13 protein-coding genes and 1 pseudogene are annotated in these 13,464 nt (G+C 35.9%); 8 read left to right on the forward strand and 6 right to left on the reverse strand.

Annotated features, from left to right (window positions below):
* Positions 1–58: 58 nt before the first annotated feature.
* Positions 59–718 (forward strand): annotated as a pseudogene (locus FJR05_RS02170) (histidine kinase); the annotation flags it as partial.
* A gap of 66 nt (positions 719–784) precedes the next feature.
* On the opposite strand, the gene FJR05_RS02175 reads toward FJR05_RS02170, so the two are convergent.
* Together FJR05_RS02175 and FJR05_RS02180 are read right to left on the reverse strand one after the other, a co-directional pair.
* The gene (locus FJR05_RS02175; RefSeq protein WP_027402184.1) at positions 785–976 is read right to left on the reverse strand and encodes a YqaE/Pmp3 family membrane protein; all 192 of its coding nucleotides are present in this window, start codon (positions 974–976) and stop codon (positions 785–787) included.
* A gap of 31 nt (positions 977–1,007) precedes the next feature.
* Positions 1,008–1,376 carry a phage holin family protein gene (locus tag FJR05_RS02180; protein WP_168642600.1) on the reverse strand — a complete coding sequence of 123 codons (369 nt, stop codon included), beginning with the start codon at positions 1,374–1,376 and terminating at the stop codon, positions 1,008–1,010.
* 410 nt (positions 1,377–1,786) lie between these two features.
* Here FJR05_RS02180 and FJR05_RS02185 point away from each other — a divergent pair, with 410 nt between their 5' ends.
* A complete protein-coding gene (locus FJR05_RS02185; RefSeq protein WP_168642601.1) occupies positions 1,787–2,593 on the forward strand; it encodes an Rpn family recombination-promoting nuclease/putative transposase in 807 nt (268 codons plus the stop codon).
* 225 nt (positions 2,594–2,818) lie between these two features.
* Here the strand turns inward: FJR05_RS02185 and FJR05_RS02190 are convergent, their stop codons facing one another.
* Positions 2,819–4,978, reverse strand: a complete 2,160-nt coding sequence (locus tag FJR05_RS02190) for a Tex family protein (protein WP_168642602.1) — start codon at positions 4,976–4,978, stop codon at positions 2,819–2,821.
* Positions 4,979–5,198: 220 nt separating this feature from the next.
* On the opposite strand from FJR05_RS02190, the gene FJR05_RS02195 reads away from it, so the two are divergent.
* Positions 5,199–5,411: a hypothetical protein gene (locus FJR05_RS02195; RefSeq protein WP_168642603.1), complete on the forward strand. Its 213-nt coding sequence runs from the start codon at positions 5,199–5,201 to the stop codon at positions 5,409–5,411.
* 185 nt (positions 5,412–5,596) lie between these two features.
* Here FJR05_RS02195 and FJR05_RS02200 read toward each other — a convergent pair whose 3' ends face one another.
* Positions 5,597–6,337 (reverse strand): DUF4276 family protein, encoded by a 741-nt coding sequence (locus tag FJR05_RS02200; RefSeq protein ID WP_168642604.1) that lies wholly within the window; start codon positions 6,335–6,337, stop codon positions 5,597–5,599.
* A gap of 1 nt (position 6,338) precedes the next feature.
* Positions 6,339–7,520 (reverse strand): AAA family ATPase, encoded by a 1,182-nt coding sequence (locus tag FJR05_RS02205; RefSeq protein WP_168642605.1) that lies wholly within the window; start codon positions 7,518–7,520, stop codon positions 6,339–6,341.
* Positions 7,521–7,820: 300 nt separating this feature from the next.
* Between FJR05_RS02205 and FJR05_RS02210 the strand changes: the two genes are divergently transcribed.
* The 4 genes from FJR05_RS02210 to FJR05_RS02225 all read left to right on the forward strand — a co-directional run bounded on the left by FJR05_RS02210 (position 7,821) and on the right by FJR05_RS02225 (position 11,512).
* Complete coding sequence (locus FJR05_RS02210; RefSeq protein WP_168642606.1) at positions 7,821–9,293, forward strand: TldD/PmbA family protein; 1,473 nt, start codon at positions 7,821–7,823, stop codon at positions 9,291–9,293.
* A 164-nt stretch (positions 9,294–9,457) separates the two neighbouring features.
* Entirely contained in the window at positions 9,458–10,798 is a 1,341-nt protein-coding gene (locus FJR05_RS02215) for a TldD/PmbA family protein (RefSeq protein WP_168642607.1), read from the forward strand.
* A 238-nt stretch (positions 10,799–11,036) separates the two neighbouring features.
* Positions 11,037–11,288: a type II toxin-antitoxin system HicA family toxin gene (locus tag FJR05_RS02220; RefSeq protein ID WP_168642608.1), complete on the forward strand. Its 252-nt coding sequence runs from the start codon at positions 11,037–11,039 to the stop codon at positions 11,286–11,288.
* A 2-nt stretch (positions 11,289–11,290) separates the two neighbouring features.
* Positions 11,291–11,512, forward strand: a complete 222-nt coding sequence (locus FJR05_RS02225) for a type II toxin-antitoxin system HicB family antitoxin (RefSeq protein WP_168466528.1) — start codon at positions 11,291–11,293, stop codon at positions 11,510–11,512.
* Positions 11,513–11,515: 3 nt separating this feature from the next.
* Here FJR05_RS02225 and FJR05_RS02230 read toward each other — a convergent pair whose 3' ends face one another.
* Complete coding sequence (locus FJR05_RS02230) at positions 11,516–12,433, reverse strand: lysylphosphatidylglycerol synthase domain-containing protein (protein WP_168642609.1); 918 nt, start codon at positions 12,431–12,433, stop codon at positions 11,516–11,518.
* A 291-nt stretch (positions 12,434–12,724) separates the two neighbouring features.
* Between FJR05_RS02230 and FJR05_RS02235 the strand changes: the two genes are divergently transcribed.
* Positions 12,725–13,330: a hypothetical protein gene (locus tag FJR05_RS02235; RefSeq protein WP_168642610.1), complete on the forward strand. Its 606-nt coding sequence runs from the start codon at positions 12,725–12,727 to the stop codon at positions 13,328–13,330.
* The last annotated feature ends 134 nt before the right edge of the window (positions 13,331–13,464 follow it).

Consider the following 13,464-nt stretch of genomic DNA (forward strand, 5'->3'; position numbering starts at 1 on the left):
AGATGCCTAGATATCTCTACCATTTTATCCTCTCTTTTAGAATGAAATAGCCCTGCGTTCTGAATTTCAAGAAGGTTCTCATGAACTAGGTAATTTAGTTAATGATGCTGTGTCTACGGTCATTGACAATTTACAAGAAAAAGGTATTGAAGTGAAAGAAGGTGTAGTAGCTTCAATTGAAGGAGCGATAGAAGCAATAAATCTGAAAAAACATTCAGATATTGTCAAAACTCAAGCTGAAATTAAGCAATTACAATCTCAATTGGATAGGGAAGAAGAAGAATTACAAGCAGAAATTGAAGGAATTTTAACAAAGATAGTCGAAACAAGTCAAGATAAATCAGCAGACACAAAAATTGCCATTGATTCAGCAATTGATTCTATCAAAGATAGTGAAGAAGTGGGATTATTAAAGAAACGCTATGCACAATTACAAGCACAGTCAGCAATTATCAGAGCAAATTTATCGGCACGTTATAGCGGAAGTGATCAAGAAGTACAAGATTATCTAAATGAAGCAAAACAATGGTGTGATAAATCCCATCCCAAGGCCGAATCTATCACAGCACAAGTAAAAGAAAGTTACTCACTTCTAGAAAAAAAATTGACAGACGCAGGTGCAGTTATAGCGAAAAAAGAACGCCAATTAAAACAAACTTTACGTGAGTTACTATTAGCAACGGCTGATTTATTCAAAGATAAAGATATTCGTGCTTAGTGATTAATAAGTAACTATCCTTTAGATCCCCGACTTCTTTGAGAAGTCGGGGATCTTGTTAAATGCTTAATAAGTACCTTCCTCTCTATTAATATTTTCTTCATGCTTGACAATTACCCAAACGGCATGAATGCTACCAGGAAGCCAACCAAGCAGAGTCAGTAAAATGTTAATTAGCAAGGTTGGACCAAAGCCAACGGTGAGAAAAACCCCCAAGGGAGGTAGAAATAAACCGATAAGTATACGCAGTAAGTTCATGGATATTTCCTAGTTTTAAAGTTGGGTTGACTTATTGACTATCTTGTAATTCAAAGCCTTTTTCTGCGAAGTATTTACTGAGAAAGGTATTAGCTAAAGAGAGAACTACAGGACCGATAATAAAGGCGATAAATCCTTGAACTTGAAAACCTGGAACTAAAACTGATGCTAACCAAAAGCAGATTCCGTTAACAATTAGGGAAAAGCCACCTAATGTGAGATATGTTAAAGGTAAAGACAAAATATTAATGGTTGGTTTAACTCCACTATTAATTAAACCAATCACAACGGCAGCAATTAAAGCTGCGGGAAAATTAGCAATATCCACACCGGGAACAACTAAATCAACAATCAGCAAACTCAAAGCTGTGGCGAGTGCAATGAAAAAATATGACAACATTTTTTACCTCAGTAACAGCAATATCAGTGCTAATTACCATTGTCAAAGATAGATTAATATTTCACATCTTTTCTTAGATATAATCTTGATCTATCTTAGGTTAGATTAAATAACAAATTTTCAGTAAGATACCCGACTTCTCTAAGAAATTAGAGTATAACCAAAAAACCTAATATTAAGTATTGCCAGCATTTTCCTCGCATTTCTTATCCAAATTAAAAACATAACAGCTTAATGTTTTTCTACTAAAAATACTCTTGTAGAACTGGGTAAAGACAAGGCTTCTTGAATTAATTCTTCACTGATGTGTAGTTGATGTTAAAAAAGTAACTCTAAAAAGTCTCCTATTGCCTAGCTTCATGGGTTAATTTACAGCTTAAATAGAATATCGCTGAAAACAACTTTTTAAAATGAAAACAGACAGCATATTTTACCGATTATTTCAAGAAATACCTAGCATATTTTTTGAACTGATTGGTAACTCTCCCCAACTAGCAGAACTTTATCAATTTTCATCAGTTGAAGTCAAACAAACAGCCTTGAGAATAGATGGAGTTTTCTTACCTAACCAAAATACAGATAACCCCATCTACTTTTTAGAGGTACAATTTCAATTAGATACGGATCTCTACCATAGACTTTTTAGCGAAATATTTCTTTACATCCGCCAAAACAAACCCAAAAATCATTGGAATGCTGTAGTTATCTATCCAACCCGCAGCATAGATACACAAGATATTCAGCATTATCAGGAGTTTTTCACCAGTCAACGAGTCAGAGTTATTTATCTCGATGAATTAGAAGAAACAACATCTTTACCCATTGGTATTGCTACAATAAAACTAATCATCGCTAACGCAGATAATTCCATTACCCAAGCCAGAGAATTAATCACTAGAACTAAACAAGAGATAGATTCTCAATTTCAACAGCAACAAGTATTACAAATCATCGAGACAATTTTAATTTACAAGTTTCCAAGAATGAATAGGGAGGAAATAGAAGCTATGTTTGGATTAAGTGAGTTAAAACAAACCCGATTTTATCAAGAAGCAAAAGAAGAGGGAAAGGAAGAAGGTGAACGCAAAGCCAAGTTAGACGCAGTTCCTGGTTTGATAGCATTGGGTTTAACCAGAGAACAAATTGCACAAGTTTTAAATTTAAGTTTGGCAGAAATTAGCGAGATTATTCAACAACAGAATACAAAAGATAGGTAAACATTTGGTGATTTGTGATCAAATCTCTGGTTTTCATCCTTTAATCCTGCATATCCTGTATCTCTTACGGGAGGTGTTAGCCACTTCTGACAATTTATCTAACTAGCAACTTGGGTTAAATATAGTAATTGTTGGTTGAGTGATATACAAGAACCCCACCCCCAACCCCCTCCCCGCAAGCGAAGAGGGGGCTATGATTTAACATAACAAGTTAGGAAGAGGTAATTATTGTTTGATTCCTTTCATTGATAAACTTATGCGTTTTAGTTTTTCGTTGATTTCTAAAACCTGTATTTTGACAACTTGTCCAACTTTGACGATTTTTTTTGGATCATCTACAAATCTATCAGCAAGTTGGGAAATATGCACTAAACCATCTTGGTGAACTCCAATATCAACGAAAGCACCGAAGTTAGCAACATTAGTAATAATTCCTTCCAGTTGCATTCCTACGGTTAAATCTTTAATTTCTTTGATTCCTTCTTTAAAGGTAGCATATTTAAATTCAGCGCGAGGATCTCTGCCTGGTTTTTCTAATTCGCTGAGAATGTCGCGCAGAGTTGGTTCTCCAATGGTGTCGGTAACGTATTTTTTGATGTTGGCTTTTTTGAGTTTTTCTGCAACTTGTGTAACTTGATTTAAGGATACTCCTAAATCAGCCGCAATAGATTGTACCAGGGCGTAACTTTCTGGATGAACTGCGGTATTATCTAAGGGGTTTTCACCACCACGAATTCTTAAAAAACCTGCTGCTTGTTCAAAGGCTTTGGGACCAAGTTTGGCTACTTTTAAGAGTTGACGACGATTTTTAAATGCGCCATTTTGGTTGCGATAGGCAATAATATTATTGGCTATGGTGGGGGTAATTCCCGAAACAAAGGTGAGAAGTTCTTTGGAAGCAGTATTTAAGTCTACACCCACATAGTTAACGCAACTTTCGACGGTTTCATCTAATTTCTTTTTCAGCAATTTTTGATCAACGTCATGTTGATATTGTCCAACACCAATTGATTTAGGATCTATTTTAACTAATTCCGCTAAAGGATCTTGTAATCTCCTCCCAATACTAATTGCACCCCGCACGGTGATATCTAAATCGGGAAATTCTTCTCTGGCTACTTCGCTGGCAGAATATATAGATGCACCAGATTCATTTACCATAACTTTAACTGGTTTGTGGGCTATATTTGGTAATATTTCGGCAACAAATTCTTCTGTTTCTCGTGACGCTGTACCGTTACCAATAGCGATTAATTGAATTTGGTATTTTTCCAGTAATTTCTTAATAGTTTGGGCGGCTTTTTGACGTTGTTCGGCTGCTTGGTGAGGAAACACCGCTTGATATTCTAAAAATTGCCCAGTTTCATCTAGTATAGCGACTTTGCATCCGGTTCTAAAACCTGGATCTATGGCCATTGTGGGCTTCATTCCTGCGGGTGCTGATAGCAGTAATTCTCGCAAATTTGTTTCAAAGGTTTTGATTGATTCTATGTCAGCAAAGGTTTTTTTCTCGTTAGTTACTTCGCTAATTAAGGAAGTTTTCATCAAGCGGTTAAAACTGTCTTTTAACATGACTTGATAAAAGTCGCGCACGTTACGAACTTTAGTTTTTATTTCTTGTGATTCCAAATAACCCAAGACAAAATCTTCGTCAAAAGCTACTTCAAAACTTAATATTTTTTCATCTTCTCCTCGACATAAAGCTAACAGATTATGAGGGGCAATATTTCTGACTTTGATTTGATAATTGCGGTACATTTCAAATTTTGTTGTCCCTTCGGGATGTTCATCTTTAATCCGAGAAATAAACATCCCATTTTCTAAAAGATATTCTCGGATATATGCGCGTAATTCTGCTTTATCTGCCACTTCTTCAGCTAAAATATCAGATGCACCTTTTAAAGCTTCATCTGCGCTTTTTACTCCCAAGGTTTCTGAAATATATTTTGCTGATTCTTCCTCTAAAGATGCAGAAATACCATTTTTGACATTTAGGGATTTAATAAATATAGCCAATGCTTCTAACCCCTTTTCTCTGGCAATGGTAGCACGAGTCCGACGTTTGGGACGATAGGGTAAATATAAATCCTCAAGTTCGGTTTTTTGGAGACAGGATGCTATTTTTGCTTGTAGTTCTGGGGTAAGTTTATCTTGTTGAGCGATCGCACTCACAATCACTTTTTTTCTGTCTTCTAATTCCGTTAAGTAATTATGTCTATCTTGTAAATCCCGTAATTGCACCTCATCCATTTCATCTGTTCGTTCTTTACGATAACGCGCAATAAAAGGGATTGTCGCCCCTTCTGCTAAAAGTTCCAGCGCATTTTGTACCTGCTGGGGTTTAAGTTGTAGTTCAGTTGCGAGGAGTTGGGAAATGTTCAACATCGGGTATTTAAATTAAAAGTGTTAAATGAATTCCAGCACGAATAGATAGTGTTAGTTCAATGTACCAAATAATGGCACCATTTGAAAATAGCCACACCATAGCTTTTCTATAAAGTTGTTGCTATTGTCCTTTGCTTAAGTATATTATTAATAACGTTCCCGAATCTGGTTTCAACCTACTGGTATTAAACAGTAGTTCGTAGTTTGGAGATTAGTAAAAATGCCTTTGTTTTTCTTAATGACATTAATTACAGGTGTAATGACTGGCTATCTCTTCAAAAGAAATGATGATGAAATCACTAATATTGCAGGTGTTTTCACAGCCGTCATTTTTATTGTAAGTTTAATATTAGCACCTTGGCCAATTCAGTTTGGTTTGTTAATGTTTGTGGTCATTGTCAGTAACAAATTACTGAAGAAAAATTGGTTTTAAGCCAATTCTTTAAGGATTTTCGCAATTTTGAGCCATAATCTAATATAAGTCGGCGATTATCCACCCTCTGTCAAAAATAATTAGTGAGGGGAATGAGGGTGTTGATAGTTGGATAAAAGCTGGAATAGCTGAAACTAGATAATTCAGTTAGAGCTAAAAACTTTTATTTTTTACATAAATCACCACTAATTAATATCATCTAGCAATACCTGTTTAGTATCATCTACTAATTGTTGTAAACATTTCGCAAATTCTGATAATGATTTATTTCTTCTCAGAGTTTGATAATCAATTTTAATATATTCTGCTATTTTAGATGATTGACTTTCTTCATATTCCCGTTCTTTCAAATTTTTGGGTTTATCTTGGAGATTCGGATTATGCTTAATTAGGATTTCGCGTGATAACTTTACTAAACATTCCTTGACACCCCTTCCACCTGACTCAGCTTCTGCTATTAAATCTGTTTGCCCACGTTGTTTACTTTTAGCAAATTTTATCCATTCTGGATGATTTCGATGATCAGCATTTTTTGTAAAAAAGCAGCATATACCCAAATAATCAACTAATAACCAAGCCTCCAATTCTTGAATCATCGGAAAATATTTCACTCTTCCTTCAGACAATTTAACAACTTCTTCAATTCGATTAACCAGAGAATTTTTTTCCTTGCGTCTTTGGTTTTGCGATTCTATCCCATCAGAATCTAGCAGAAAGATGACTAAATCATCATTTTTTAAGTAAATATTAACTGCTTTCTTTAAACCATCTTGATTTTTTGAATGTATGGCTCTATTAAAACCTTGTTTATCAGCAAGTTGGATGGTTATACTACTACCATAAAGCGAGACTATTTTGTTAGCAATACAGGCTACTGCTTTACTATCATGATCAGATTCCGGCACCCAAAGACGAACACTAAGCATATTAACCAGCAACAATTCCTTCAAGTAAGTGACTATGATAAATTGCGCTACCTAATCCAAAATCATTAATCCAATCGGAAAAATCATCTCGGTTTTCTGCTAATTTATCAAGTAGACAAGCTTTAGTTCCTATTTCTCCTTTCTGATTCAAAAGAACTACCGAAATGTCAGATGATATTTCTTCAGTAGAAAAACAATCTAATAATTGAGAACTATGGGTTGTAAAAATCACCTGTGTTCTGTTGGATAGCCTTTTGATCATATCAGCAATATCTTGTAAAATACCAGGATGAAAATTTCTCTCAGGTTCTTCAATACCAATGAGAGTTGGAACCTCAGATTGATAAAGCATGATAAAATAAGCCATTAATCTCAGCGTACCATCTGACATATTAGATAAGGCTATTTTTTTACCATCTTCTTCAATAACTTGAATAAGTGGTTCTACATCTTGAACTAAATCTAACTTAATCTTCAGACAGTCATACAGTTCTTGACTTACTTCACGAAACTTATTTTCATCACGTCTAGCCCAATATTTTAAAACTTCTTCAGCTTGACTAGCATTAGTATCAAGACTAGGTATTTTTTCATCATTTTGTAAATATTTATAATTATAGTTATAGATTATATGTACTCCAGAATTAAATCTGATGCTATCAGGATCTATATCATAAAATTTCCAATTTTTTATATAGCTTGCCAATTTCTTTGTAATCGGTTTATGACCATATTTACCTACATCTGCTAATGTGAGTCCATCACCCTCAGAAGATTGGTATGTTTGAGGATTTTCGTCATTTTCATCCTTAACTATTCCTTGACCATTAATAATATTAATTACTTCAACTTCATTAACTAAGAGATACTCTTTATCAAGAAAAGTATTATTTTCACTGATACTAACTGCAATAATATATTCTGCTTTATTATTGTCATCATCTTCTATATTAATTTGATAAAATAACTCTTTTTGCCCCACTCTTAGGATTCTATCCATTCTTTCAACTGGGGGTAATGTTTGATTCATCAAAAGCTCATTAAGAAAGCCTAATGCTGCTAAAGAATTTGATTTACCACTAGCATTAGCTCCTACCAAAATTGTTAGATCTCTAAAATTTAAATCCACATCTCCTAAGCTTTTAAAATTTTTAATTTTTGCGGATATGAGTTTAAGAGTCATAAATATCTCCAGTATATTAGTTAGTCCGGTAACTACACCATTATTTTAAATATAAAGTCACAAAAAGTGAGAATTAACTATGGTTTTATAGCAATACTCCAACCCAACGTTAACATAAAACCGAAATTAGATAACATAATTATCTTGATTAGAATCTCAACTTATCTCATTTTGAAAGACAATATGGCGGAAAACCCTACAGCCTAACTGCCAACAACGGCTTTCACAGATTTGTTAGACTGAACACACCAGAATTTTTTCAGTCACATCTGTAGATAACGCCAGCAGACGAGGCACTTCATGCTTACAAATACCCTACTTCTCTCAAATCAACTTCCCAGTTTACAATACTCATCCACCACAGAACGCTTCGATGACACTTGGGAAGCCCCTCTGGCAACCCTTTTGGGACTAGGACGCGCCGCTGGGGCAGATTTTGTAGAATACTTCTTAGAACGCCGCAACTACATCAGTTGTTTAGCCGAAGAAGACACTATCACCAGCATTTCCCCCAGTTTATCAACCGGTGCAGGAGTGCGAGTATTTCGTGGCAAAGCTGACTGCTACGTTAGCACCAACAACCTTACATTTGCCGGTTTAAAAGCCGCTTTAGAAAAAGCTCTTTCCATTTTAGGCTTACAACTACCTGGACCCAATGGTTTCATCCCCGAAATCAACCTAGAATTACTCAGAGACTACGCCACCAAACGCGGTAAAGACGGTTGGCTGCCTTTGTGTAGTTCTATCCGCGAAATGGGAGAAGTCCTCCTTGATGGTACAGCCCAACTTAACAAAAAAGCTACCCACGTCCAATCTCGCCGCGCTTCCTACTTCCGTGACTGGCAAGAAGTATTAGTTGCTGCCAGTGACGGCACATTTGCCCGTGATATCCGCCTCACCCAGTCTGTCGGTTTTAACCTCCTTTGTGCAGACGGTGCGAACCGTTCCTCCATTGGTGAACGGGCAGGTAACACCAGTGACGCAAACTTCTTGAGAACCTGGGATTATCAACAAGCCTCCGAACAAATCGCTGAATCAGCCGGTAAAATGCTTTACGCAGATTACGTAGAATCAGGAACTTACCCCATTATCATGGCCAATCATTTTGGCGGCGTAATTTTCCATGAAGCTTGCGGACACCTTTTAGAAACCACCCAAATTGAACGCCAAACTACACCATTTGCGGATAAAAAAGGTGAAAAAATCGCCCACGAAAGCCTCACCGCTTGGGACGAAGGCAGGGCTGATAATGCCTTTGGCACAATTGATATGGACGATGAAGGAATGCCCGCCCAAAGAACATTATTAATTGAAAAAGGCATCCTCAAAAACTTCCTCGCTGATAGAACCGGTTCTGTGCGGACAGGACACCCCAGAACAGGCAGTGGCCGCCGTCAAAATTACACCTATGCTGCCGCTAGTCGGATGCGAAATACATATATTGATTGCGGTGAACACACCACAGAAGACCTATTTGCCTCCGTTGATAAAGGTATTTACTGTAAGAAAATGGGTGGCGGAAGTGTAGGTACAACAGGTCAATTTAACTTTAGCGTTGACGAAGCTTATTTAATAGAAAATGGCAAAATTACCAAACCATTAAAAGGTGCTACCCTCATCGGTGAAGCTAAGGAAATCATGAATAAAATTTCCCTATGTTCTCAAGATTTAGAACTAGCTCCCGGCTTTTGTGGTTCTGTTAGTGGCAGCATTTACACCACAGTTGGACAACCTCATATCAAAGTTGATTCCATCACAGTTGGCGGAAGATAGATGAACATAGCATAAGATCCCCGACTTCTTTTTTACTTCTTTAAATAAATTATGAATTGATCCAAGAAGTCGGGGATCTGGAACTTACGAAAACAGATAAACCATCCATATTATCCGCGTTTATCTGCGTTCATCCGCGTTCAAAATTCAAAAATTAATTCATCATGTCTAACATTCAAGAAATCGCCACCTACGCTCAAGAAAATGCCGCCAAACTTGGCATTAAAAAGTTCGACATTTACGGCTCAACTGTAGATGATACTAGCGTTCAAGTTGACCAAGGAGAACCCAAACAAGTCAAAGCTTCCAATCGTTCTGGAGTAACAGTTCGGGTTTGGAACGAAGAAAATACAATGGGTGTTACCAGCACCACAGATGTAGATTCTAAAGGATTAGAATTAGCCTTAAAAACAGCTTATGAAGCCAGCTTTTTTGGTGTGAAAGAAAACGTTCCTGATTTTAGTCCAGAAGCCACTGTTCCTATCCCTAATAAACATCAAGAAAAAGCCCTGCAAGCACCTGTTTCTGAACTAATAGAAAAATTATTAGTAGCAGAAAAAGAATTATTAGCAACCCATCCTGCTATTACAAGTGTCCCTTATAATGGGTTAGCACAAAGGGATATTGACAGATTTTATCTCAATAGTGATGGTGCTGTCAGAACTGAATCTCATTCTTTAGCTTCTATTTATTTGTACAGCAAAACTGAAGAAGAGGGTAAGAAACCCCGCAGCGGTGGTGCATATCGAGTTAAAGAATGTGTCGCTGATTTAGATATTGCCGGTTGTATTAAAGAGACTGCTGAGAAAACTATCAGTCATTTGCATTATGAAAAAATCAAAACTGGTAAATATCAAGTAGTTTTCTCTCCTGAAGCTTTTTTAAGTTTATTGGGGGCTTTTTCTAATTTATTTAACGCCCAAAGTATTCTGGATAATCAGAGTTTATCAAAAACTGATGATATTGGGAAAGAACTGGCTTCACCTTTACTTTCAGTTTATGATGATGCTTTACACCCCGCTAATATTGGTGCAGAAAGTTTTGATGGTGAAGGGACTCCAACTCGGCAAATTAAGTTAATAGAAAAGGGCATTTTAACTAGCTTTTTACATAGTGCGGGAACTGCTAAACGGTTAAATGCTCAACCTACGGGTAATGCTAGTATTGGCGCAAAAGTGAGCGTCAGTCCCAATTTCTATCACGTTTTTGCAGCAGGAACACCAGAGCAAGAATTGAGTTTAGAAACTGCGGAAAATGTGATTTTAATTGATGATTTACAAGCTCTTCATGCCGGTGTTAAGGCTTTACAAGGTTCTTTTTCTTTGCCTTTTGATGGTTGGTTAATTAACAAAGGTGAGAAAACCAGTATTGAGTCTGCAACGGTAGCTGGTGATTTTCTGGAGTTGTTGAAATCAATTGTTTATGTGGAGAAAGAAGTGGAATTAACACCAGCAGGAGTTGCTCCTAGAGTTTGGGTAAGCGAACTTTCTATTACTGGGGATTAAAAGTTAGTCTTTGGGTAGTACCTATAAAATCCAAATAATGGTGGGTATTACCCATTTACTATTTACTATACTGCGATCGCTGGCATTGATAAACTCTGGGGATTAATATCTTTTTTACTTTGTGCGTCGGCGGTTTAATAGTAATTTATCGAACCACAGAGGCACAGAGGACACAGAGATAGAAAAAATGATAAAAAAATTGAGTACAGTTTTACAAAGAAATGCTATAAGTTGATAAATGTCAAAAAAACGGAAGTTACTAGATAAAGTTCTTGCTGGTTCTAAAAATATTCAATTTAATGAATTTGTGAATTTAGTTGAAGCCTTTGGATTTTGTTTATCAAGAGTTAATGGTAGTCATCATATTTTTATTCATCAAAATATAGAGAAAATTATTAACTTACAAAATCGAAATGGTCAAGCTGTTCCATATCAAATCAAACAATTTTTAGCTATCATTGAAGAATATGGATTAACTTTAGAGGATTAAAAATGAAAAACTACCATATTAATATTTTCTATAGTGAAGAAGACGGTGGTTATATAGCAGATATTCCAGATTTAAAATACTGTTCTGCATTTGGTGACACTGAAGAAGAAGCATTATCTGAAGTTTTGCAAGCAAAAGCAGCATGGTTAGAAACTGCAAAATTACAGGGTAAATCTATTCCTGAACCTAAATACCGTCCTGCAATTTATCAAATAGCTTCATGAAGATTATTTACTAATTCGTTCATACAACCAAGCTAAGGACGCGCCGATAGTTTCTGCTAAGATGCTAATGAGACGATAAAGAGCGATCGCACTAATCACCAAAGCCGCCGGAAAATGATATTGTAACAGTAACATGGCTGTGGTTTCAAATATGCCTAAACCACCAGGCGCACCAGGAATAACTAACCCTAATACCCACGCACAACTAAAAGCCCCCACTAATAAGGGAATTTGCGCCCATGTTAAAGAAGTTAACGCCAACATGGTTAAAATAAATCCAGCAGCACGTAACCCTAAAAAAACTAATTCTCCTAATAATGGTTTCACCGGATATCGTTTAATTATAAAAATATCAATTAACTGATTTTCTCCATCAGATTTTTTATTTTTCCACCGATCTAAAAGTTGCATAACTGGGTTTAAAAATTGGGGATGAAGTATACTTAATACAATTATTAAACTCAGAAGTTGCAGAATAATTAAATTATAATTCAGATTATTAACAATAAGTTGACTGCCAAATAAAACAATAATAATTAAAGCTGCTGCTAACATTAATAGTGGTTCTAATAAAACACTTAAAGTTGCAAGATTCGTAGGAATGTTAGCATTTTTAGCCGCCATAATCCGCCCATAATAATGCCAAACATTCCCAGGTAAATATTTGGCAATATTCGTTTTTAAATAAACTTGAATAAACTCAATAGCAGATACAGATTGATTTAACTCCTTTAATACCCAAGTCCAAATCCAACCCGCCCAAATATGTGCAAATAAAGTTACAAATGTAGCAGTCGCTAATATTAACCATCCATTTGCATTAATCCGAATAGCACTAACTCCCAACCAATTATCTTTTAACGCTTTCAACAAAAAAAACAGCGTTCCACCTAAAATTAACCCTCGGATAATTTTCTTCATTATTTTCCTAATTTAACTGTTAGATTATTCCCATCTGCATCTATCAAATCTTATATTAAACCAGTTACATATCTCAAGCTAATCAAAGTCAACAAAAATATCTCTCTATAGTTAGATAAAACTGTGAATATAGCTGCTATAAAATGTTTACCATGCAAAGATAGACATCTTTTATCTTTCTTGTCTCTGATGAAGATTGTTATTAGAGTCAATGAAAACTAGTAAAAATATGCTGTTCAAATTTATATTGATTAATTGTGAATTTGGTCAAAACCATAAAAGGAGATGAATATGAAAACAGTAATTAATTGGTTGCAAAATCTACGCCCTCTCAAAGTTTTGAAAGTTTTTTTGGCAGTAACTTTCCTGGTTTTAGTACAAGCTTGTAATCGTCCTGGAATAGCTGCACAGCCATCTCAAACACCTGGTCAACCACCAAATGTGCAAAGATATGATCCCAGCGCACAAGAATATAACATTTCTCCTCGTCAAGGAGGAATGAATGAATTTAGTGATGTAGATCCTAGAGCTAAGAACGCAGAAAAAGCTGCTAATGCTAGAGCCAAAGATTTAATAGAAAATGCTCAGAAAAATGTGGAAAGTAAAAGGATTGATAGTGTTGATCAATATGTTCGCAATTATCAAGAAGGAGCGCCCTTAGATGAAAGAGTCAAACGCTTAGGTCAGGATGTAGGTAGTTCAGCAGAAGAATTGCGAGAAGGTGTAACGAAGGGAACTCAAAGAGGCATCGAAAATCTTCAAGAAAATATCCAAAATGCTGCTGAATATCTAACAAAGAATGTGCAGCGCGGTACTGAGGATTTAGGCAAAAATATTCAGCGAACATCTGAAAATGCAACAGACGCATTTAGAAAGAATGTGAGAGAAGCTAATTAAACTTTATCTCCTGACGAGAGATATCATTTGTAGGGTGGGCATTGCTCACCCTATATTTTTATATTCTGCGGTAATAATGCAATATCCATTGATAATTTATCTACGTTGTAGCATTATATTAGATTGGGTCTAAA

Source organism: Dolichospermum sp. UHCC 0259 (genome assembly GCF_009711935.1).
Lineage (GTDB): Bacteria > Cyanobacteriota > Cyanobacteriia > Cyanobacteriales > Nostocaceae > Dolichospermum.